This window comes from Streptomyces sp. NPDC057280 (genome assembly GCF_042668605.1).
Classification (GTDB): Bacteria; Actinomycetota; Actinomycetes; order Streptomycetales; family Streptomycetaceae; genus Streptomyces.
This window is the reverse complement of record NZ_JBHUYR010000004.1, coordinates 427,722-449,272: the sequence shown is the minus strand read 5'-3', so window position 1 is coordinate 449,272 and position 21,551 is coordinate 427,722. Positions and strand designations below refer to the sequence as shown.

Annotated in this window: 15 protein-coding genes; 10 read left to right on the top strand and 5 right to left on the bottom strand. The window is 73.0% G+C overall.

What is annotated here, in order from left to right; translation table 11 throughout:
• The first annotated feature begins 165 nt into the window (after window positions 1-165).
• The gene (locus tag ACFUO4_RS25910) at window positions 166-2,418 is read left to right on the top strand and encodes a heavy metal translocating P-type ATPase (protein WP_383488886.1); all 2,253 of its coding nucleotides are present in this window, start codon (window positions 166-168) and stop codon (window positions 2,416-2,418) included.
• Between the two features lie 67 nt (window positions 2,419-2,485).
• Here ACFUO4_RS25910 and ACFUO4_RS25905 read toward each other — a convergent pair whose 3' ends face one another.
• Entirely contained in the window at window positions 2,486-3,181 is a 696-nt protein-coding gene (locus ACFUO4_RS25905; RefSeq protein ID WP_383488883.1) for a type 1 glutamine amidotransferase domain-containing protein, read from the bottom strand.
• A gap of 50 nt (window positions 3,182-3,231) precedes the next feature.
• Here ACFUO4_RS25905 and ACFUO4_RS25900 point away from each other — a divergent pair, with 50 nt between their 5' ends.
• Entirely contained in the window at window positions 3,232-4,161 is a 930-nt protein-coding gene (locus ACFUO4_RS25900; protein WP_383488880.1) for a LysR family transcriptional regulator, read from the top strand.
• Window positions 4,162-4,208: 47 nt separating this feature from the next.
• Here ACFUO4_RS25900 and ACFUO4_RS25895 read toward each other — a convergent pair whose 3' ends face one another.
• On the bottom strand, window positions 4,209-5,165 hold the full coding sequence (locus ACFUO4_RS25895) for a zinc metalloprotease (protein ID WP_383488877.1): 957 nt from the start codon (window positions 5,163-5,165) through the stop codon (window positions 4,209-4,211).
• Between the two features lie 200 nt (window positions 5,166-5,365).
• Here ACFUO4_RS25895 and ACFUO4_RS25890 point away from each other — a divergent pair, with 200 nt between their 5' ends.
• The 6 genes from ACFUO4_RS25890 to ACFUO4_RS25865 all read left to right on the top strand — a co-directional run bounded on the left by ACFUO4_RS25890 (window position 5,366) and on the right by ACFUO4_RS25865 (window position 10,158).
• Window positions 5,366-5,701, top strand: coding sequence for a hypothetical protein (locus ACFUO4_RS25890; protein ID WP_383488874.1), 336 nt, complete (start codon window positions 5,366-5,368; stop codon window positions 5,699-5,701).
• Window positions 5,691-6,230 carry a hypothetical protein gene (locus tag ACFUO4_RS25885; protein ID WP_383488871.1) on the top strand — a complete coding sequence of 180 codons (540 nt, stop codon included), beginning with the start codon at window positions 5,691-5,693 and terminating at the stop codon, window positions 6,228-6,230. The genes ACFUO4_RS25890 and ACFUO4_RS25885 overlap by 11 nt, the downstream gene beginning before the upstream one ends.
• A gap of 112 nt (window positions 6,231-6,342) precedes the next feature.
• Window positions 6,343-6,891 (top strand): DUF2269 family protein, encoded by a 549-nt coding sequence (locus ACFUO4_RS25880; protein ID WP_383488869.1) that lies wholly within the window; start codon window positions 6,343-6,345, stop codon window positions 6,889-6,891.
• Window positions 6,892-6,921: 30 nt separating this feature from the next.
• Window positions 6,922-8,094 (top strand): acyl-CoA dehydrogenase family protein, encoded by a 1,173-nt coding sequence (locus ACFUO4_RS25875; RefSeq protein WP_383488866.1) that lies wholly within the window; start codon window positions 6,922-6,924, stop codon window positions 8,092-8,094.
• 128 nt (window positions 8,095-8,222) lie between these two features.
• Window positions 8,223-8,921 (top strand): LuxR C-terminal-related transcriptional regulator, encoded by a 699-nt coding sequence (locus ACFUO4_RS25870; RefSeq protein ID WP_383488863.1) that lies wholly within the window; start codon window positions 8,223-8,225, stop codon window positions 8,919-8,921.
• A gap of 145 nt (window positions 8,922-9,066) precedes the next feature.
• Window positions 9,067-10,158: an acyltransferase family protein gene (locus ACFUO4_RS25865; RefSeq protein WP_383488860.1), complete on the top strand. Its 1,092-nt coding sequence runs from the start codon at window positions 9,067-9,069 to the stop codon at window positions 10,156-10,158.
• A gap of 41 nt (window positions 10,159-10,199) precedes the next feature.
• On the opposite strand, the gene ACFUO4_RS25860 is transcribed toward ACFUO4_RS25865, so the two are convergent.
• Window positions 10,200-10,694, bottom strand: a complete 495-nt coding sequence (locus tag ACFUO4_RS25860) for a GNAT family N-acetyltransferase (protein WP_383488857.1) — start codon at window positions 10,692-10,694, stop codon at window positions 10,200-10,202.
• A 26-nt stretch (window positions 10,695-10,720) separates the two neighbouring features.
• On the opposite strand from ACFUO4_RS25860, the gene ACFUO4_RS25855 reads away from it, so the two are divergent.
• A complete protein-coding gene (locus tag ACFUO4_RS25855; protein WP_383488853.1) occupies window positions 10,721-11,251 on the top strand; it encodes a CGNR zinc finger domain-containing protein in 531 nt (176 codons plus the stop codon).
• Between the two features lie 23 nt (window positions 11,252-11,274).
• Here ACFUO4_RS25855 and ACFUO4_RS25850 read toward each other — a convergent pair whose 3' ends face one another.
• Entirely contained in the window at window positions 11,275-12,330 is a 1,056-nt protein-coding gene (locus ACFUO4_RS25850) for a glycoside hydrolase family 5 protein (RefSeq protein ID WP_383488850.1), read from the bottom strand.
• Between the two features lie 153 nt (window positions 12,331-12,483).
• Window positions 12,484-13,644 carry a S1 family peptidase gene (locus tag ACFUO4_RS25845; protein ID WP_383488847.1) on the bottom strand — a complete coding sequence of 387 codons (1,161 nt, stop codon included), beginning with the start codon at window positions 13,642-13,644 and terminating at the stop codon, window positions 12,484-12,486.
• 256 nt (window positions 13,645-13,900) lie between these two features.
• Here ACFUO4_RS25845 and ACFUO4_RS25840 point away from each other — a divergent pair, with 256 nt between their 5' ends.
• Window positions 13,901-21,532, top strand: a complete 7,632-nt coding sequence (locus tag ACFUO4_RS25840; RefSeq protein WP_383488844.1) for an SDR family NAD(P)-dependent oxidoreductase — start codon at window positions 13,901-13,903, stop codon at window positions 21,530-21,532.
• Window positions 21,533-21,551: the final 19 nt, after the last annotated feature.

Here is a 21,551-nt window from a genome sequence, read left to right as displayed (position 1 = left end):
CATGGCCACCGCCTCGGTCGCGGAGGGCCTCGATGCAGTTGACGATACCCCCAGGGGGTATAAAGTCAAGCCGTCTCGGCGCTTGCACCGGATACCCCCCATGGGTATATCTTGAGCCTCGGCGGCGCTACCCCGCCCCCTGTCCAGCCCACGAGGAGAGCAGCGATGACCACCACCGCGACCGGAGCACGTTCCGAGGTCGAACTCGCCATCGGCGGCATGACCTGCGCCTCCTGCGCCGCACGCGTCGAGAAGAAGCTCAACCGCATGGACGGGGTCACCGCCACGGTCAACTACGCCACCGAGAAGGCGAAGGTCAGCTTCGCCGGTGACGTCTCCGTCCAGGACCTGATAGCGACCGTCGAGAAGACCGGATACACCGCGCAGGAGCCGTCACCACCGGAGGACCCTGGCGAGGACGAGCCGGTGGACGACGAACTGCGTACGCTGCGGCAGCGGTTGACGACCGCCGTGCTGCTCGCCGTGCCCGTCGTCGCGATGGCCATGATCCCTGCCTTGCAGTTCGAGTACTGGCAGTGGCTGTCGCTCACGCTGGCGGCGCCGGTCGTGACGTACGCCGGATGGCCCTTCCACAAGGCGGCGTTCACCAACGCGCGGCACGGAGCCGCGACCATGGACACGTTGATCTCGGTGGGCACGCTGGCCGCGTTCGGCTGGTCGCTGTGGGCACTGTTCCTCGGCACCGCGGGCGAGCCGGGCATGACGCACCCCTTCGAGCTGACGATCGCCCGCGGCGACGGCGCCGGGAACATCTATCTGGAGGCCGCGGCCGGCGTCACCGCGTTCATCCTCGCCGGGCGGTTCTTCGAGGCGCGCTCCAAGCGCAAGGCGGGTGCCGCCCTGCGGGCGCTGCTGGAACTGGGCGCCAAGGACGTGACCGTGCTGGGCGCCGACGGGCGTGAACAGACCGTTCCCGTCGGCCAGTTGAAGGTCGGCGACCGTTTCCTGGTCCGGCCCGGCGAGAAGATCGCCACCGACGGCACGGTGATCGAAGGCTCCTCGGCCGTCGACGCCTCGATGCTGACCGGCGAGTCCGTGCCGGTGGAGGTCGCCCAGGGCGACGCGGTCACCGGCGCCACCGTCAACGCCGGCGGACGGCTCGTCGTCGAGGCCACCCGGGTCGGCGCCGACACCCAACTCGCCCGCATGGCCGAGCTGGTGGAGGACGCGCAGAACGGCAAGGCGGCGGCGCAGCGGCTCGCGGACCGGATCTCCGCGGTGTTCGTCCCGGTCGTGATCGCCCTCGCGCTCGGCACCCTCGGCTTCTGGCTCGGCAACGGCGCCGGGCTGACGGCCGCGTTCACCGCCGCGGTCGCCGTGCTGATCATCGCCTGCCCGTGCGCCCTGGGGCTGGCCACGCCGACCGCGCTGCTGGTGGGCACGGGCCGGGGTGCCCAGCTCGGCATTCTCATCAAGGGTCCCGAGGTCCTGGAGTCCACCCGCAAGGTCGACACGATCGTCCTCGACAAGACCGGCACGGTCACCACGGGCCGCATGACGCTCCTGACCGTCCACACCGCCGACGGCACCGACGAGGCCGAAGTCCTGCGGCTGGCGGGCGCGTTGGAGCACGCCTCCGAGCACCCGATCGCCCGTGCCGTCGCCGACGGCGCGCTGGCGAAGCTGGGTTCGCTGCCCACGCCGGAGGACTTCGCGAACGTGCCCGGGCTGGGCGTGCAGGGGATCGTCGACGGCCACGCGGTGCTGGTCGGCCGGGAGCAGTTGCTCGGAGAGTGGGCGATGGAACTTCCTCCGGCGCTCGCCCGGTTGAAGTCCGAGGCCGAGGCGTCCGGCCGTACGGCGATCGCGGTCGCCTGGGACGGCGGGGCACGGGCCGTCCTCGAGGTCGCCGACGCCGTCAAGGAGACCAGCGCCGAGGCGATCACGCGGCTGCGGGCGCTGGGCCTGACGCCGATCCTGCTGACCGGTGACAACGCGGCGGTGGCGCAGTCCGTCGCCCGCGAGGTCGGCATCGCGCCCGAGGACGTCGTCGCCGAGGTGCTGCCGCAGGACAAGGTCGACGTCGTCAAGCGCCTTCAGAGCGAGGGGCGTTCGGTGGCGATGGTCGGCGACGGCGTCAACGACGCGGCCGCCCTGGCCCAGGCCGATCTGGGGCTCGCCATGGGGACGGGCACGGACGCCGCCATCGAGGCCGGCGACCTGACCCTCGTCCGCGGTGACCTGCGCGCGGCGGCGGACGCCATCCGGCTGGCCCGGCGCACCCTCGGCACGATCCGGTCCAACCTGTTCTGGGCCTTCGCCTACAACGTGGCCGCGCTGCCGCTCGCCGCGGCCGGCCTGCTCAACCCGATGCTCGCGGGGGCGGCGATGGCCTTCTCGTCGGTGTTCGTGGTGGGCAACTCGCTGCGGCTGCGGTCGTTCAAGGCGGCGGACTGAGCGCCCTGACGCCGAGGAGCGGCACAGCGCCCGCCGGACGACACCGGCGGGCGCTGTGCCGTCGCGATCAGCCCAGCTTCTTCAGCAGCTCGTCGGCGAGCGGCGCCGACGACGCCGGGTTCTGGCCGGTGACGAGGTTGCGGTCGACGACAGTCTTCGGCGCCCACGGCTGGCCCACCTGGACGTCGACGCCCGCCTCGGTCAGCCGGTCCTGGAGCAGCCACTTGGCCTTGTCGGCGAGGCCGCCCTGGATCTCCTCGTCGTTGGTGAACGCGGCCACCCGGTAGCCGGCGAAGGCATTGGTGCCGTCGTCCTTCACCGCGGCGAGCAGCGCGGCCGGGCCGTGGCAGACGACGCCGAGCGGCTTGCCGGACTCCAGGGCGAGGGTGAGCAGCCTGCCGGAGGCGGCGTCGACGGCCAGGTCCTCCATGGGGCCGTGGCCGCCGGGGTAGAAGACGGCGGCGTAGTCGTCGAGGTCGACGTCCGTGAGCTTGACCGGGTGCTGGAGCTCGGTCATCGCGGCGAGCGCGGCGGCGGTGCGGTCGGCGCCCTCCTGGCCGCCGTTGAACTCGGGCGCGAGGCTGCCCTGGTCGACGGTGGGGGCGACCCCGCCGGGGGTGGCCACGACGATCTCGTGCCCGGCGGCCTTGAAGGCCTGGTACGGGGCGACGGCCTCCTCGGCCCAGAAGCCGGTGGGGTGCAGGGTGCCGTCGGCGAGGGTCCAGTGGTCGGCGCCGGTCATGACGAAGAGGATCTTTGACATGTGTCGAACGTAGGCGAGCACACCCATAGAAATCCAATAGGCTCACATATATGAGAGATAGGGAATCCAATGACCACCCGGCCGGAGGCCCCCTGGACCTGAACCAGCTGCGCACGTTCCTGACCGTGTACCGCACCGGCTCCTTCACCGCTGCCGCCCGCCTCCTCGGCCTGTCGCAGCCCACGGTGACGACCCAGATCCGTGCCCTGGAGCGGCAGCTGGACCGGGAGCTGTTCGAGCGGCTGGCACGCGGGGTGGCGCCCGCTCCCTACGCGGACGAGCTGGCCGCCCGGATCGTCGAGCCCCTGGACGCCCTCGCCTCGGCGGCGCGGCCGGAGGACTCCCCCGCCGAGCCCGTGCATCTCGCCGGTCCGGCCGAGTTCCTGACGCGTTCCGTCCTGCCGGGCATCGCGCCGCTCGTGGAGAAGGGCGTACGACTGCGGGTCACGCCCGGGCTGACCGAGCCGCTGCTGGAGGATCTGCGCGCGGGCCGGCACGACCTGGTGATCGCCAGCTTCCGGCCGCGCGGCCGGACCCTGACGGCGGTGCCGCTGAACGACGAGGAGTTCGTGCTGGTCGCCGGGCCCGCGTGGGCGGAGCGGATCGGTGGCGCGGGCCGGATCGCGACGGAAGGGGCAGCCGCGCTGCACGGCGTTCCCCTGGTCGCGTACGCCGAGGACCTGCCGATCGTGCGCCGCTACTGGCGGCATGTGTTCGGCAAGCGTCTGGTGTGCCAGCCCGCGGTGACGATGCCCGACCTGAACGCGGTCAGGGCGGCGGTCGCGGGCGGTGCGGGGTTCTCGGTGCTGCCGCGCTATCTCTGCGTCGACGAGCTGGCGTCCGGCGCGCTGGTCCTGCTGCACGATCCGGACGACCCGCCCATCAACACCGGCTTCCTGGTGCAGCGCCCCGGTGTCTCGGGCAACCCGCATGTGGCCGTCGTACGCGACCATGTGCTGCGCGCGGCCCGGGAGTGGTAGTCGGGCCTGCGGAACTCAGGGTCCCAGGGACGCGGCGTACGAGGAACTCAGGGCTTGAGGAACGAGGAGCGGGCGCCCTCCAGGGTCGCGTCGATGCGGGCCGCCTGCCCCTGGGTGAACATGAACATCGCGATGTCGTCGGTGTAGTCCATGTAGTTCACGAACATGTCCCCGTCGGGCGCGTTGTTGCAGGTCACGTGCGGGAACGTGGGGGTGCCGAAGTTGGGGCCGCCCGCGTTGGGGGTGTCCGCGACGAAGTCGCTGCCGCTGCACCCCTGGCCGTCGTCGCCCCAGATGTGGAAGAGGTTCAGCCAGTGGCCCACTTCGTGGGTGGCGGTCCGGCCGAGGTCGAAGGGTGCCTGGGCCGTGCCCGTCGTACCGAAGAAGCGATGGCCGATGACCACACCGTCGGTCTCGGGCGGGCCGCCCGGGAACTGGGCGTAGCCGAGGATCTCCCCGAGGGTGGGGTCGGGGTCCTCGATGCGTGGGGCGACCCAGAGGTTGAGGTACCGGTCGGCGGGCCAGGCGTCATGGCCGCCGCTCGCCGCGGACTTCACCCCGTCGTCCGTGCGGAAGAGGTCCGCCGCGGTCTCGGTACGGGTGATGCCGTCGGTGGGCGCGCCGAAGGGGTCCTCGGTGGCGAGCGCGAACTCGATGCGGCAGTCGGCGGTGAGGGGCTGCCAGACCTCGGGGACCTTCGAGATGTCCGGGTTGAGCATCCGGTAGTCCTGGTTCAGGACCTCGATCTGGCTGGCGATCTGCGCGTCGCTGATGTTCTGCTCGGGCGTGCGGTGGACGACGTGCACGACCACCGGGATGACCGTCACCCCGGTCCGGGCCGGGGTCTCCAGGCCGGTCTCGAAGGCGAAGGCCCTGTTCTCCACCGCGTCCCGCGCCAGGGCGTAGGACGCGTTCTCGGTCAGCAGCCGCCGGTGCACCGGCATGGTGCCGCAGACGCGGCGGGTGGGGGTGGTCTCGTCGATCTCGATGTCGTTCTCGGGCACGCTGCACCGCCTGACGATGGCCGCGTCCGTGCGACGCGGAGTTGAGGGTGGAACGGGCCCGTTGAGGTTTACCGTAGGGCGACCGTACGGACACGGTCAGCAGAATCACCGAATTCACGGTAAGTACGGCGTTGCATTCCGTATCGGGTCAACCGGACAGGTTTCCGGCTGAACCGCCAGGGAGCGGGAGGTGTCCGACCATGAGCGGTCCGCCGCCGGAGCTGATCGGCGCATGGGTGCATTCGTACGAGGAGGACTCGCCCGGCGTGACGGTCTACCGCCGGGCCGGGTACCCGCTGCCGCCCGCGCGGGGCCGCCGCGCACTGGAGTTCGCCGCGGACGGCACCTTCACCGAGCGGCCCATCGGACGCGGCGACGCACCGGGGCGCCGGACCGGCAGCTGGGCACCGGCGGACCAGGAGGGCCGACGACTCGCGCTCAGCCTTCCCGACACGGAACGCCAGTTGGAGGTTCTGCACGTCGACGACGAGATCCTCACGGTGCGGGCGCCGGACGGGGAGCGGCGTGTTCCGTAGCGGTGCCGTGGCGATGACGGCGGTCCGTGCGCTCGCGCTGACGGGCTGCGGCGCCGCGGACTCCGGCGGCGCGACGCCGGGGTCCTCCCTCGCCTCCGGCACGGAGGAGGCCGGGGCCCCGACGCCGGAGGTGACGGCCGGTGCCACGACGCCGGCGCCCTCACCGACGCCGACCCCGGTCCCCACCGCCGACCCCGCCCACAAGCTCGTGTCCCTGAGCATCAGCGGCGGTTTCGCCGGTGTCTCCCAGCAGGTGGTCCTGCGCGGCGACGGCACCGTCCACGCCCGTGACCAGGGCAGGTCCGCGACGCGTCACCTCGCCGCGGCCGAGTTCACGGAGTTGCGGACGCTGCTCGGCGATCCGGCGCTCGACGAGGTCCCCGACGTCACGGTCGACACGGGCGCCGCCGACCTCTTCCAGTTCCGACTCCGCTTCGACGGCCGCACGGTCATGACCGACCGCTCCGTGGCGCACCCCGCCCTCGACCGTCTCATCGACGCGCTGAGCACGTTCCTGCCGAAGAGCTGACGCCCCTGAGTGCGTCCCGCAGAAGGAACCGACGGCGTACTCCCCCCTCAGTACACCGGCTTACTCCCGCAGTGAGACGACCTCGCCGCGCCCGCCCGGCACCGTGGAACCCATGAAACTCAGCTGCCCGGCCCGCAAGGGCTCCCTCGTCGTCCATGTCGTCGCCTCCGCCGGCTGGCTGGGACTCAGCCTCGGCCTGCTGGCGCTCGGGATCACCGCGGCCACCACCGGCGACCCGGTGATCGTGGAGTCCTCGGTCCGGGCGATGAAGGTGTTCGCCGACTGGCTCCTCCTCCCCCTCGCGTTCCTCACCTTCCTCAGCGGCATGCTCCTCTCGCTGGGCACGCCCTGGGGGCTGGCGCGGCACAAGTGGGTCTACACGAAGTTCTGGCTGTCCCTGGCCACGCTCACCGCGACGGCGTTCGTCCTGCGCCCGGCCGTGAACGCCGCGGTCGCCGCCGTCGCCGCGGGGCACCCACTGCCGGACACCGGGGACGTCCTGTTCGGTCCGATCGTCTCGTCGAGCGCGTACGTCTTCATGACGGTGATCTCGGTCCTCAAGCCATGGGGACCGACCCGACGCGGGCGCACGCACCGGGCAGCCTCAACTCGCCCCGTCCGACGCGCCATTGACGTCCCCGCCCGGGCCGCGTCACGGTGATGGTCCGTCAGGCATCTCCGGAGGGCGTCCATGACTTCAGCGTCGGCACCCCGCTCCGACTCCGAACTCCTCGCGCGGGTACGGGAGATCCGTCCGCTGATCGCCGAACACGCGCTGCGGACCGAGCGGGAGAGACGGGTGACCGGCGAGGTCGTCGCGGCGCTCACCGAGGCCGGCGTCCACCGGATGAACGTCCCCCGGCGGTACGGCGGCCTCCAGACGCGGTTGCGCACCCAGGTCGACGTGCTGGCCGAGGTGGCCGGAGCGTGCGGGTCGGCCGGTTTCACGGCCCTGATCCAGGCGGGCTGCGCGTTCATCGCCGCGCTCTTCCCCGACGAGGCGCAGGACGAGATCTTCGCGAGCCCGGACGTGCGGGTCGGCGGCACGCTCGTACCGGACGCCACGGCGGTCGCGGTGGACGGGGGCTATCTGGTCAACGGCACCTCGGGCTTCGCCACCGGCTGCCAGGACGCCGACTGGCATCTGCTGACCGTCCGGGTCGAGTCCGCCGAGGGGCCGCCCGAGGTGCTGTGGACGGCCGTACCCGTGTCGGAGCTGGAGATCCTGGACGACTGGCACGTCTCCGGGCTGGCCGGCTCCGGCAGCAACAGCGTCGTCGCCCATGACGTCCTGGTGCCGGCGCACCGCGTCCTGCCCGTCGGGCCGCTGCTGGCGGGCGAGTTCCCCTCGAAGGCGAACGCCGACGACCCCTTCTACCGGATGCCCGTCCTGCTGCTGTTCTGCGCGTGGACGGCGCCGCACGCGCTCGGTCTGGCACGGGCGTCCCTGGCGGGGTTCACGGAGCGCATCCACCGGCGGGGCATCACGTACACCTTTCACGCGCAGCAGCACGAGGCGGCCGTGACGCACCTCCAGGCCGCCGAGGCGGCGATGAAGATCTCCTGTGCCGAGCTGCTGGCGGACGAGTTCGTGGCACGCATCGAGGCCGGGGAGCCGTTCACCCGGGAGGAGCGGGCGAAGATCCGGGCGCAGAGCGGTTATGCGGCGCGGCTGTGCAAGGAGGCCGTCGATCTGATCGCCTCCGCGTCCGGCGCGTCCTCGCTGCGTCTGGACGTGCCGGTGCAGCGGGCGGTGCGCGATCTGCACGCCCTCAACCTGCACTCATTCGTCAATCCGGCGACCAATCTGGAGCTGTACGGGCGGGTGCTGTCCGGGCTGGACCCGGGGACGCTCTTCCTCTGATCCCCGGGGCGCTCGCGCTTCGCTGGAGGGGTGATCCAGACCACGAAGGAAACGATGTCGTTCCCCTGGCCGCGGGGCTATGCTGAGTCCACGCGAACGAAACCGTTTCGTTCAGGAGGGTCGCCCCCATGACCTCTGTACTCATCGTCAGCAGCCAGTCGCTCCAGCGTCTCGGCCTGCGCATGCTCCTGGCGGACCAGCCCGACCTGACCGTCCCCGGCGAGGCCACCACCGGCGCCGAAGCGGTCCGCCTGAGCGCCGCGCTGCGCCCGGACGTCGTCCTGCTCGACGGCCGCGTCCAGGACACCGATGGCATCGATGTCATCCGCCGGATCACCCATCCCCCGGCCTTCGCCGCCGCCCCCGGCCTCTCCGAAGCGGCGGCCCGCCCTCCGCGCGTCCTCGTCCTCGCGCCCGACACCCATGAGCAGCACGCCTACGCCGGGCTGCGGGCCGGGGCCGGCGGGTTCGTCCTGGAGAGCGCCGCCCCCGAGGAACTGGTCGCGGCGATCCGGGTGGTGGCCGTCGGGGACGCTGTCATCACCCCCAACCTGACCCGCGCCCTCATCGACACCGTCCGGCAGCAGCAACCGCTGCGTCCGGCCACGGCCGGGGTCGGCCTGGACACGCTCACCGAACGGGAACGCGACGTGCTGACCGCCATCGCCTCCGGCTGGTCCAACGCGGAGATCGCGGCGCGGCTGAACATCGCCCCGACGACCGTGAAGTCCCACGTCAGCCACATCCTCGCCAAGATCGGAGCGCGTGCCCGCGTGCACGCGGTGGTCTTCGCCTACGAGACGGGCCTGGTGCGGCCCGCCGCCTGAGGGCGCCGCGGACGTTTGAGTCCGCGAGAACCGGTCAGGCGCGGGGGATGTTCCAGCTCCCCGCTCCCGCGGCCCCGTCCCCCACGTCCGCCGGACCGGCCCCGGGCGCCGCGCGTCTCTCGCGCGGTGCACCGGGGGCGGCGCGATGAGCGGGCCCCTCGCGGACCGCCCGCCGGTCCAGGACCCGGCGCCCGGCCCCGGCCGCCCCGCCGAGGACCGCGACGCGTTCTTCGACAACGCCAAGTACCTGGCGATCGTGCTGGTCGCGACCGGGCACGCGTGGGAGCCGCTGCGCGACGGCAGCCGGACGGTCAGCGCGCTCTACATGCTCGTGTACGCCTTCCACATGCCGGCGTTCATCGTCGTCGCCGGCTACTTCTCCCGGAACTTCGACGCGAGCCCGCGGCGGTTGAGACGGCTGGTGACCGGGGTCGCCCTTCCCTATGTTGTCTTCGAGACGGCGTACACCCTCTGGACGCGCTGGACCGACGGGGTCCCGGACCGCCCGGTCAGCCTCCTGGAACCGCTGTATCTGACGTGGTTCCTGGCCACGTTGTTCATGTGGCGGCTGACCACCCCGGTGTGGCGGCACGTCCGGTGGCCGCTGCCCCTCGCGCTCGGTGTCGCGGTCCTGGCGAGCGTGACACCGTCGATCGGCGAGGACCTCGATCTCCAGCGCACCCTGCAGTTCCTGCCGTACTTCGTGCTGGGCCTGTGTCTGCAGCCGGAGCACTTCCGGCTGGTGCGCCGCCGGTCGGCGCGGCTGCTGGCGGTGCCGGTGTTCGCGGGTGCGCTCGGGGTGGCCTACTGGGCGGTGCCGCGGCTGAGCGGTGCCTGGTTCTACCACCGGGACAGCGTGCAGGAGCTCGGTGCGCCCGGCTGGTCAGGACTGGTGATGACGCCGGTGCTGTTCGGCTGCTCGGTGCTGCTGGTCGCGTGCTTCCTCGCCTGGGTGCCCGGGAGACGGACGTGGTTCACCACGCTGGGCGCGGGCACGTTGTACGGCTATCTGCTGCACGGGTTCGTCGCGCAGGGCTCCGAGCCCTGGGGCTGGTACGAGCCCGCCTGGGTCCACCAGCCGCTCGGCGTGCTCGTCGTCACGGCCGTCGCCGCGGTGACCGTGACGCTGCTGTGCACCCCGCCCGTGCGCCGGGTGTTCCGCTTCGCCGTGGAGCCGGACCTGTCATGGCTCTTCGGACGTGACGGGCGACGGGAGCGGGTGGCCGCGCCCGGATGAGCCGGCGTGTCGTCACGAGGACGAGAGTGTGCACGCACCTCTCAGGGACGCCAGTACAGCGCGGGATCGGGGTGGTCGGTGAACCCCAGGTCGCGGTAGAGGGGTTCGCCTTCGGCGGAGGCGTACAGGTCCACGCGGGACACCTCACGCTCCCGGAACCAGTCCAGCAACTCTCGCATGATCGCCCGGCTGTGACCGCGCCGCCGGTGCGCGGGGTCGGTGACGACGCCGATGACCTGGCCGATCCGGCCGTTCAGAAGGTGCGGCCCCGGCAGCCGTTGCTCGACGACACCGATGCCGCAGGCGGCGAGCCGGCCGCCCTCCGCGTCGACGACGAGGATGCGGACGGAGTCCGAGGTCAGCTGCTCCGTCAGCACCACGGCCAGGGCGTCGAGCCAACCGTCCTCGGCCGGGCCGGGGTTGAAGAAGGAGTCCGTCAACTCGTCGAACAGCAGCGCCCGGAGGCGCAGGAGCTCGACGAGGTCGTACTGCCCCGCCTGGCGTACGGCGGCACGGATCGCGGTGCGTTGTCCCATGCCGACGAGCCTGATGTAATGACCTTGTGCACCTCAACCCTTACGGCGAGGACGCCGTGAATCTCGCCGCCGACCTGGCCAACCGCCGCCCGGCCGACGCCGGTGAGCTCGCGGACCGCTGCCGGGCCGCCGGGGTGGCGGTGGAGGGGCCTGTGACGCCGGACGACCTCGACCGGGTCGCGGCCTCGCTGGACGCCTGGGAGAAGGTCGTCGACGCGACCGCCGAGCACGAGCGTGCCGCGCTGGTCAACGCGATGCTGGCCGCGGCCGCCGCCCACCCCCGGATGACGAACCACGTCGGCACCGGCTGGCACCTCCACTACCGCGACGAGGACCAGCCGCTCGGCGCGGTCGTCTCCTCACTGATCTCGGTCGGCACGGCACTGCACCTGGCGGGCCGGGGCATGCACCGCCTCAGCCGCTGCGCGGTGACCGAGTGCACCACGATCTTCGCCGACACCTCCCGCACCGGAAGACAGCGCTACTGCTCCCAGCGCTGCGCCAACCGCGACGCGGTCCGCCGCCACCGCGCCCGCGGGGTGCCGCCCACCGGCTAGCGAACGGCACCCTCGGGATCAGCTCACTCGCCGACCGGCTTGCCGCGCTGCCAGGCCCAGGCCAGGCGGTCCGCGCCGGACTGGTTGGTGGTCTTCAGCCAGGGCCTGGCCGGGTCACCGGTCAGCTCCTGTATCGAGTAGATGTCGTCGGTGCGCAGGCCCGGCCAGTACACCGAGCCCATCTTCAGCTCGCGGAAGGTGTCGGTGACGGCCTGGATGAAGTTGACGTAGTTGTCGTCCGGCGTCTTCACGTTGTAGTTCAGGCCCGTGGTCATCGGCGCCCCGAACTCGTCGGCGACGGTCCGGTTCGCGCAGTCGCCGATGCGCGCCTTCAGGTCGGCGACCCACTCGTCGTAGGTGGCGTACGACTTCCAGAAGCCGTAGTGGTGCAGGGAGAGGTATGTGCCCTTCAGGCGCGGGTCGGCGCAGACGGACGTGACGTGGTCGTTGTAGCCGGCGCCGCTGACGAAGACGCGGTTGCGCGGCACGGACTTGTAGGTGTCGAGCCACTTCGCCGCGATGTCGGCCCACTCGGTGTCGGTGTAGCCGTGCGGCTCGTTCATCGGCTCGAAGTAGACCTTCGAGTTGCCCTTGTACGCCTTGACCACGGTGTTCCACATCGGCCAGTAGGTGGCCTCGTCGTCGATGTAGCCGTCCTTGCGGTCACCCGTGCCCTCCCAGTAGGACACGATCACCTTGAAGCCGTGGGCCGTCGCGGCGTCGATGACCCCGCGGTACGACTTCCAGTAGGCGCCGTTGACCGTGTACGGGTTGATCGGCAGCCGGACCGTGTTGGCGCCGAGGTTGGCGCGGAACGCCGAGATGATCCGGCCGGCCTTGACGTAGGTCTGGGCGTAGGTGTCCTTGGTCAACAGGCCGGACAGCTGGAGCGTGTCGTCGGCGAAGTTGTCGCGCGGGTCGGCCCAGTTGACGCCCTTGAACTGGGTGGTGTCGATGCTCGGCGTGGCGGCCGCGGGGCTGCCCGCGAGGCCGGCGGCGGTGACGGCGGCGATCGCGACCGCGGCGAGGGAGGCCCGGGTGCGTGGCTTGAGACGGGTGCTGACAGGGGTCTTGCGCATCGACGTACCCTTCCGGAGCGACAGGATGTTTACGTAAACATCACGGCGCCGGAATCGTGGCATCCGCCCCCACGACCGTCAAGGTTTCCCACACGTAACATCCGTTGCGCGCGTGGGCCCGGCCGGGAGGAGCACGGCCGGGCCCAGGCGGGTTCAGGCGGTGTGGAGGGTGAGGCCGTACCGGTTGAGGATCTCGTTGACGGGCTGGAACCAGGTCTCGCCTCCGCCGGAACAGTTGCCCCAGCCACCGGAGGTGACGCCCTGGGCCTGGTCGCCGCTGATGAACGAGCCGCCGGAGTCACCCGGTTCGGCGCACACGCTGGTCTTGGTCATCTGATGCACCGCGCCCTGGCTGTAGTTGACGGTCTCGTTCGTCGCCAGGACCGTGCCGCAGTGCCAGTGCGTGGTCGAGCCGGACCGGCAGACGGAGGAGCCCACGGGCGCCACGTTCGAGCCTCGCACCAGCTGGTCGGAGACGGTGCCCCAGCCGAGCACGACCGGTACCGTCCACCAGCCGCTGCCCACGTTGACCCAGGCGTAGTCGTTGTCGGGGAACGACGAGCCCTGGAAGTTGCCGACGTAGCTGCGGTCCCAGCCGTAGACGGCGCCGGTGTGCTGGTCGCAGTGCCCGGCCGTGATGAACCCGCCGTACACGGAGAAGCCTATGGAACAGCGGACGTTGCCGGTGTAGAAGGGATCGCCGCCGACGGTCCCGGCGGCGAAGGTCTGCGGTGCGGTGGAGATGTGCCGGACGGTGACGGGGCCGGCGCGGTGGGCCCGCTCCACGAAGCGCCGGACATCGTTGTCGTCCTTCTCGCCCGCGACGACGTTGACCACGACCGTGCTCGCCCGCGGATCGACGTGCCAACTGGCGATGCCTGAGGGGGCGTTGAGCCGGTCCAGCCGTGCCTGGGTGGCGGCGAGTTCGCGGGCCGTGTGGGCGACGGTGCGGACGTCCGCACCGGTGGCCCGCACCGCCCGGACGGTCACCCGTGACGCGTCCGGGGTGAGGCCCACGGTCAGGGTGCCGGCAGCGGCGTCGTACCAGGTGCCGCCGAGTGAAGCCCCGGCGGCCTTGCGGGCCTTGGGCTCGGCGGCCGTGGCCCGCTGTTCGGCGGCGAGCCGCCGCTCGGCCTGCGCCGCGGTGAGGTGCAGGTCGTGCTGCATGGCGGTGAGGAGACCGGCGGAGGCGGGTGCCTTCGCCGCACGTGCACCGTCGGAGGAGGCGGAGGCGGGCGCGGTGCCCGCCGCGAAGCCGGCGCCGAGGGTGAGCAGCACGGCCAGGGCGGCATGCGTAAGTCTGTTGCGTCTCATGGGGGTTGCCCTTCGTCGTTCCAGTGGAGTGGGGGTTGGAACAGCGGGGAACAGCAGATACTGAGAGCGCTCTCAAGGGTGTGGCCGGGCAGAGCTTAGCGACTGATGCCTGTCAGGTCCATACCAATTCGGCCTTTCTGTCGAAGGTTCGCGCACCTTGGCTCAACTGGCCTGGGTCCGACGCGTCGTTGGGACCGCCCGGCATAGGCTGATCCAAGATCCGCAGCGGAGCGGACTCCCCTCGACAGGAGGCCCGATGGGTGTGGCGGATGCGATCAGGGTTCGGCCGGTGCCGGAGCTCCTCGCGGAGAACGCCGTACGGTATGGCGAGAAGCTCGCGTTCGCCGACGACCGGCGCGGGGTGAGCTGGGCCGAACTCGACCGCAGGACCGCACGGTTGGCGACCGGACTCGCTGTCGCGCGCGGGACCCGGGTGGCGTTCTTCCTCGCCAACGGCGTGGAACTGGTCGAGGGACTCCTGGCGACCGTGCGCGCGGCGGCGGTCGGGGTGCCGTTGCCACCGCGTGCCACCCACACCGAGCTGGCGCACCTGCTGGCGGACTGCGACCCGGCCGTGGTGGTCACCGACCAGCGGCGGCTGCCACGGGTCGCGGGGATGCTCGCGGAACGGCCGGTGCGACTGGTGGTGATCGGCGAGGGGGCGGTACCGGACGGGGCCGAGCGCTTCGAAGACCTCGTGACCGGACCCGCGCCGGCTCCACGCGACGACCTGGGACTGGACGAACCCGCCTGGCTGCTCTACACGTCCGGCACCTCGGGCACCCCCACGGCGGCCGTGTCCAGTCAACGCTCCGCGCTCTGGTCCTCGTTCGCCTGCTATCTGCCCCGGCTCGGACTGACCGCCACGGACCGGGTGCTCTGGCCCCTGCCGCTCGCCCACAGCTACGCCCACTCCCTGTGCGTGCTGGGCACGACCGTGGCCGGCGCGAGCGCACGCATCACCTCCGCCTCGGGCCCCTCCCACCTCACCCGGCTGATCGGCGAGTTCGAGCCGACCGTGCTCGGCGGGGTGCCGCTCACCTTCCGGCAGTTCCTCGACAGCGGCCTCGGCGCGGCGCCCTCGCTACGGGTGTGCGTCACCGCGGGCGCGCCGAGCGACCCGGAGCTGCGGGAGCAGGTGGAGCGGCGGTTCGGGGCGCCGCTGCTCGACGGGTACGGCTCCACCGAGACCTGCGGCAAGATCGCCATGGAGTCGCTCGACGGGCCGCGGGTGCCGGGGAGCAGTGGCACGCCGGTGCCCGGCATGGACGTCCGGCTGGTCGACCCGGACAGCGGCCTGGACGTCGTCGGTGGCGAGGGCGAGATCTGGGTGCGCGGCCCCGGAGTCATGCTCGGGTACCGCAACCGGCCCGAGGCGGACGCCGGCGCCCTGCGCGAGGGCTGGTACCGCACGGGGGACCTGGGGCGGTTCGGTGCGGGCGGCACGCTGACCGTCACCGGGCGGCTCAACGACCGGATCGTGCGGGGCGGCGAGAACGTCGACCCGGCCGAGGTGGAGCAGGTGCTGCGGGCTCTGCCCGGGGTGCGGGACGCGGCCGTGGTGGCGCGGGCGCATCCGCTGCTGGGCGAGGTCCCGGTGGCGTTCGTGGTCCCGGCGGAGGAGTCGCTGGACCCCGCCGGTCTGCTGCGCGGGTGCGCCGCGGTGCTGTCCGCGCACAAGGTGCCCGAGGAGGTCCTGTTCACGCCGGCCGTCCCGCGCACGGCGGCGGGAAAGCCGCGCCGGGCGGTGCTGCGCGAGACGCTCGCCGAGCGGCCCCCGGCGCCGGACCTCGCGGGCCTTGGCGGTCTGACCGCCGGTGAACGACGGGCCGCGCTCACGGAGTTGGTGTGCCGGGAGGCCGAGGCGATCCGGGGCACGGTCGCCGGTCCCGGCACCGCGTTCGCGGATCTCGGGCTGACCTCGATGGACGCCATGACGCTGTGGCACCGGCTCAGCCTGCGCACCGGACTGCGGCTGCCGGCGACCCTGGTCTGGGACCACCCGACCCCGGCCGCGGTCGCCGCGCACCTGGACACCCGGATGACCGGCGAGGCCCCGGCGACGGCCGTGCCGCCGCGCGGCCCGGAGGCCGAGCCGGTGGCGATCGTGGCCGTCGGCTGCCGCTACCCGGGCGGGGTGAGCTCCCCGGAGGACCTGTGGCGGCTGGTCCGCGACGGTGTCGATGCCACCGGCGACTTCCCCGCCGACCGCGGCTGGGACGTCGACGCCCTGCACGATCCCGACCCGGACCGGCTCGGCACGACGTACACCCGCCGCGGCGGTTTCCTCGACGGCGCGGCCGACTTCGACCCGCTGTTCTTCGGGATCTCCCCACGTGAGGCCCTGGCGATGGACCCGCAGCACCGGCTGCTCCTGGAGGTCGCGTGGGAGACGCTGGAGCGCGCCGGCATCCCCGCGCCCTCGCTGCGCGGCAGCGCGACCGGTGTGTTCGTGGGCCTGATGCACGCCGGGTACGGCACCGGGCTCTCGCCGCACGAGCTGGAGTCGCACATCGGCATCGGCTCCTCGGGCAGTGTCGCCTCGGGCCGGATCTCGTACGTCCTCGGCCTGCGCGGTCCGGCCCTGACCGTGGACACGGCGTGTTCGTCGTCGCTGGTCGCGATGGACCTGGCCGCGAAGGCGCTGCGGGCGGGTGAGTGCACGCTCGCGCTGGCCGGCGGGGTGACGGTGCTGTCGAGTCCGCAGCCGTTCATCGCGTTCAGCAGGCAGCGCGGGCTGTCGGCGGACGGCCGGTGCCGGTCGTTCGCGGCGGGCGCGGAGGGCACCGCGTGGGCCGAGGGCGTCGGCCTGGTGCTGCTGGAGAAGCTGTCGGACGCCCGGCGCCACGGCCACCCGGTGCTGGCGGTGCTGCGCGGGTCCGCGGTGAACTCCGACGGCGCGTCCAACGGCCTCACCGCCCCCAACGGCGAGGCCCAGCGCGACCTCATCCGCCTGGCGCTGGCCGACGCGGGCCTGGGCCCGGCCGACGTCGACGTGGTCGAGGGCCACGGCACGGGCACGGCCCTCGGCGACCCGATCGAGGCCGGCGCCCTGCTGGCCACCTACGGCCAGGACCGCGACCCGGCCGACCCGGTATGGCTGGGCTCGGTCAAGTCCAACCTCGGACACTCACAGGCCGCCGCCGGAGTGGCCGGAGTGATCAAGATGATCGAGGCGATGCGCCACGGCGAACTCCCCCGCTCCCTGTACGCGGAAGAGCCGTCGCCGCACGTGGACTGGTCGGAGGGGGCGGTACGACTCCTCGACGGCCCACGCCCGTGGCCGCACCGCGACCGGCCGCGCCGGGCGGCGGTGTCGTCGTTCGGCATCGGCGGCACGAACGCCCATCTCATCATCGAGGAACCCCCGTCGCAGCCCACGGCCGGGACCGGGAGCCGTCTTGAGGCGGCCGCCCCTTGGCTGGTCAGCGGCGGCGACGAGGCCGGACTGCGGGCGCACGCCAGGACGTTGGCGGAGGCACTGGCGGACGTCACGGACAACGACACGGCGCTCGACGTGGCGTACTCGCTGGCGACCACGAGGACTCCTCTCCCCCACCGAGCGGCCGTCCTGGCCGACGACGCTACCGGACTCCTCGCGGGACTGCGTCGTTTGGCGGCAGGCGAGGACGCCCCCGGGGTGCTGAACGGCACGGTGGTGCGCGGCACCCCGAAACTGGCGCTGCTCTGCGCGGGTCAGGGCACGCAGCGGGCCGGGATGGGGCGCGAACTGGCCGCCGCCTTCCCGGAGTTCGATGCCGCTTTCACCGACGTGTGCGAGCGGTTCGGGCCGTTGCTCGACCGGCCGCTGCGCGAGGTGATCGACGACCCCGACGGCGCTCTGCTGGACCGTACGGACTACGCGCAGGCCGCCCTGTTCGCCTTCGAGGTCGCCCTGCACCGGCTGCTCGCCGCATGGGGGGTGCGGCCGGACTACCTGGTCGGCCACTCCGTCGGCGAGTTGGCCGCCGCCCATCTCGCGGGCGTGTTCTCGCTCGCCGACGCAGTCCGGCTCGTGGCCGCGCGCGGCCGGCTGATGGCGGCCCTGCCGGAGGGCGGCGCGATGATCTCGGTGCGGGCCCCGGAGGCGGAGGTCGCGAGCAGGCTCGCCGCGGCACCCGGACGGGTGGCGATCGCGGCGGTCAACGGGCCGACGTCGGTCGTGGTCTCCGGCGACGAGGACGCGGTGACCGCGCTGGCTGCATCCCTCGGCGGGCGGAGCACCCGGCTGCGCGTGAGCCACGCCTTCCACTCGCCGCTGCTCGACCCAATGCTGGCCGAGTTCCGCGCGGTCGCCCAGACCGTGACCTACCGGCGGCCGTCCGTGCCGGTGGTCTCCACGGTCACCGGCCGCCCCGAGCCGGACGCCCTCGCCACCGCCGACCACTGGGTACGGCAGGTGCGCGAGACCGTCCGCTTCGCCGACGCGGTGGACTGGCTGGCGCGGGCGGGCGTGACGGCGTTCGTCGAGGCCGGTCCCGCCGCCGCGCTCAGCGTGGCGACGGAAGAGTGTGTCGCGCCGGACGCGGGCGCGGTGTTCGCTTCGTGCGCCGACACCCGGGAAGCGCTCCGGGCGCTGGCCGCCCTGCACGTGCACGGGGTGCTGGTCGACTGGCGGTCGGTGTACGCGGGCAGTGGCGCGCGGCGGCGCGCGTTGCCGACGTACCCGTTCCAGCGGCAGCGCTACTGGCTGCACGCGGTACGGCACCCGGTCGCGACCGGGCATCCGCTGCTGGGCGAGGCTCAGCCGGACGCCGACGGGCCCGGCGTCCGGCACACCGGGGTGCTGTCCGCCCTACGGCAGTCCTGGCTCGCCGACCATGTGATCGGCGGCCGGGTGTTGCTGCCCGCGGCAGCGTTCGCCGAGCTGGCCTGTCATGCGGCCGGGGCGGCCGGGCCCGTACGCCTGTCCGAACTGGCCTTCCGGGAGCCGCTGGTGCTGCCGGAGTCCGAGCCGGTGCGGGTGCAGGTCGTCACCGGCGGCCCGGACGAGGCGGGGAACCGGCCGGTCGCCGTCTGGGCGCAGACGGGTGAGACGTGGACGCGGCACGCCACGGCGACGATCGCCCCGGTGGGCGCGGCGCCCGTCGTACCGCTCCGGGTGTGGCCGCCCGCCGGTGCCGAGCGACTCCCGGTCGACTACGACCGCCTCGCCGACCACGGCCACGACTACGGACCGGCTTTCCGCGCGGTGACCGGGCTGTGGCGCCGGGGCACCTCCCTGTACGTCGAACTGGCCCTGCCGCCAAGGGAAGCGGCCACGGCGGGGTCCTACACGCTCCATCCCGCGCTGCTCGACGCGGCTCTGCACGCGGCGCTCCTGGCCGAAGGTCCCGGCACGGCACGGGTCCCGCTCACCTGCGCCGGGCTCACGGTGTACGCCACCGGAGCCACGACGGCCCGGGCCCACCTCGAACGGCTCGGCCCGGACGAGTTCCGGGTGACGCTCACCGACCCCTCCGGGCAGCCGCTCGCCGCGGTCGAGTCTCTTGTCACGCGGGAGCTGCCGCCCCAACGTCCGGTTGCACACGCCGAGTTGTACCGCCCGGCATGGCTTCCGGCGACGGCGGGCGGCGACGCCGACACGCGTCACGAGGTGTTCGACCTGCCAGGGCCGGGCGTGGACACGGACCCGCCCGCCCGCGTCCGGAGCCTGCTCGACGGCACACTCGCCCGGATTCAGCAGTGGGTCGGCGACTCCCGTCCGGGTCGGCTGCTGATCCTCACCCACAACGCGACCGGCGACGATCCCGACCCGGCCGAGGCGGCGGTGGCCGGGCTCGTCCGCAGTGCCCAGTCCGAGCATCCCGGCCGGATCGTGCTGGTCGACCGGCGCGGGGGCCCGGCGTCCCCGGCCGACCTGGAGGCGGCGCTGCGCACCGGCGAACCGCAGGTCGCCCTGCGCGACGGTGCCGTGCTCGTGCCGCGGCTGGCCGCCGTGCCGTCCACCGCCGGGACCGAGGCGCCCGTTCTCGATCCCGGCGGCACGGTGCTGATCACCGGCGGCACCGGGGCGCTCGGGGCGAGCCTCGCCCGGTACCTCGTCGACCGACACGGGGTGCGTCAGGTGGTGTTGGCCGGGCGGAGCGGTCGTCCGCCCGCGTGGGTCGGCGAACTCGGCGCGGCGGTGCGGGTGATGGCGTGCGACGTGAGTGACCGAGCCGCCGTCGATGCCCTGGTGGCGTCCTGTGGGGCGGCGTTGACCGCGGTGTTCCATCTCGCCGGCGTCGTGGACGACGGTGTGGTGGACGGTCTGACGCCGGAGCGGCTGGCGGCCGTGCTCGCGCCGAAGGCGGACGGGGCCTGGCATCTGCACGAGGCCACCAAGGATCTCGGGCTGTCCGCGTTCGTGCTCTACTCGTCGGCGGCGGGTGTGCTGGGCCGCCCCGGACAGGCCAACTACGCGGCCGCCAACGGGTTCCTGGACGCCCTGGCCCGCCGTCGCACCGCCCAGGGGCTGCCCGCGCGGTCCCTGGCCTGGGGACCGTGGACCACGGCCGACGACGACGGCATGGCGGCCCAGGTCGCTCCGCAGCGGCTCACCGACGGGGGTGTGCTGTCCGTCGGCGAGGAGGAGAGCATCGACCTGCTCGACCGGGCGTTGCGGACGTCGGAGCCGGTGCTCGTGCCGATCGCGCTGGACCTCGCGGCGCTCCCCGCGCCGACCGCGCCACCCGTGCTCACGGACCTGCTGCCGCGCCGTCCCGCTGCCGCCCCCGCCACCACCGCGCCCGCGCAGGCACCGGGCGCCTGGCGTGAGCGGCTCGCCGCCGTGCCGGCGGGTGAACGCGAGGCCGTGCTCGTGGAGTTGATGCGCGCCGAACTGGCCCTGGTGCTGGGCTTCGCGGACGCCGCCGCCTTCCCCGCCGAGCGGGCCTTCACCGAACTCGGCTTCGACTCGCTGACGGCGGTGCAGTTCCGCAACCGGCTCAGCGCGTTCACCCGGGTGCGGTTGGCGCCGTCGATCGTGTTCGACCATCCGACGCTGCCCGCACTGGCCGCGCATGTGCACGAGGCGCTGCGTCAGGTGCTGCCGGACGCCGAGGCGGAGGTCACGGCGGACGAGCCGGCCTCCTACCGCTTCGGCCCCCTCTACCACCACGTCCTGCGCGAACGCGGTCCGTTGGAGGCCATGGGCCTGCGCTACCTGGCCTCTCACGCCCTCCCCTCCTTCTCCGTCGCCGACCGCGCCCGGCATGCCGTCGCGCCGGTCCGGCTGGCCCAGGGTGCGGGCACACCTCTGGCCTACATCCCGGACTACCTCACGCCGTACCACCGCGTTCCCGCCGGTCTGGCCAAGCAGTTCGACGGTGAGCGCGACCTGTTCCTGCTGGAGCATCCGGGCTTCGGCGCCCGGCGGGCGGTTCCGGACGGCGTGGACGCGATCGTCACCACGCATGTCGACAGCGTGCGGAGCCTGTCGGCGAACGGCCCGGTCGTCCTCGTCGGCTATTGCGCGGGCGGCGCGATCGCGCACGCCGTGGCGCGGGAGCTCGCCCGGGCCGGGCAGCCACCGGCGGGGCTCATCCTGCTCGACGCGCACGCCGGTGTGCTGCGCCGGGACGACGAGCGGGCGTTGGCGCTGATGGCCGCCGGTGCCGAACTCCCCGACGACGTCGTCGCCGAGTTCGACGACTCGCTGCTCATCGCGGGCGGAGGCTACGCACGCGTGCTGGAGAACTGGGAACCGGAGCCCTCGCCCGTCCCGGCCCTGCTCGTACGCGGCCGCCCGACCGCGCAGATGCTCCGCATCGACCCCGACGGCGACTGGCAGCCGCGCTGGCCGCTCCCCCACGAGACCGTCGACGTCCCCGGCGACCACTACACCCTCGTCCACCACGACGCCGACACCACGGCCGCGGCGATGCGCGCCTGGCTGCCGGCGTGAGCGACCGAAGCGACCATCG